Raw genomic sequence first — 542 nt, forward strand, 5'->3', positions numbered from 1 at the left:
AGGTTGGGGGTTCAAGTCCTCTGGCCGGCACCATCTTTTGAGCCATTAGCTCAGTTGGTAGAGCATCTGACTTTTAATCAGAGGGTCAGAGGTTCGAATCCTCTATGGCTCATTACGATTTCTTGAAAACGCGGAAGTAGTTCAGTGGTAGAACACCACCTTGCCAAGGTGGGGGTCGCGGGTTCGAATCCCGTCTTCCGCTCCATCATTTATAGTGCCGGGGTGGCGGAACTGGCAGACGCACAGGACTTAAAATCCTGCGGTGAGAGATCACCGTACCGGTTCGATTCCGGTCCTCGGCACCATCTTTCTTACATTGCGCCCGTAGCTCAACTGGATAGAGCGTTTGACTACGGATCAAGAGGTTATGGGTTCGACTCCTATCGGGCGCGCCATTTTATGTATCGATTTAATTTACATACGGGAAGTAGCTCAGCTTGGTAGAGCACTTGGTTTGGGACCAAGGGGTCGCAGGTTCGAATCCTGTCTTCCCGACTTCTTTTGATAATGGGGGCTTAGCTCAGCTGGGAGAGCGCCTGCTT

General features: G+C 51.8%; 5 tRNA genes. All 5 read left to right on the forward strand.

The features are described 5' to 3' along the window. Nucleotides 1-39: 39 nt before the first annotated feature. The 5 genes from HMPREF2897_RS10535 (at nt 40) to HMPREF2897_RS10555 (ending at nt 495) form a co-directional block, all read left to right on the forward strand. Nucleotides 40-112: transfer RNA gene (locus tag HMPREF2897_RS10535), tRNA-Lys, on the forward strand. Between the two features lie 18 nt (nt 113-130). Beyond that, a tRNA-Gly gene (locus tag HMPREF2897_RS10540) sits at nt 131-205 on the forward strand. Between the two features lie 11 nt (nt 206-216). After that, a tRNA-Leu gene (locus tag HMPREF2897_RS10545) sits at nt 217-305 on the forward strand. 13 nt (nt 306-318) lie between these two features. Further along, nucleotides 319-395, forward strand: a tRNA-Arg gene (locus tag HMPREF2897_RS10550). A gap of 26 nt (nt 396-421) precedes the next feature. Continuing rightward, nucleotides 422-495 (forward strand) — tRNA-Pro (locus tag HMPREF2897_RS10555). Nucleotides 496-542: the final 47 nt, after the last annotated feature.

Origin of the sequence: Staphylococcus sp. HMSC065D05 (genome assembly GCF_001813195.1) — a bacterium.
In the GTDB taxonomy this organism is placed as follows: Bacteria; Bacillota; Bacilli; order Staphylococcales; family Staphylococcaceae; genus Staphylococcus; species Staphylococcus epidermidis.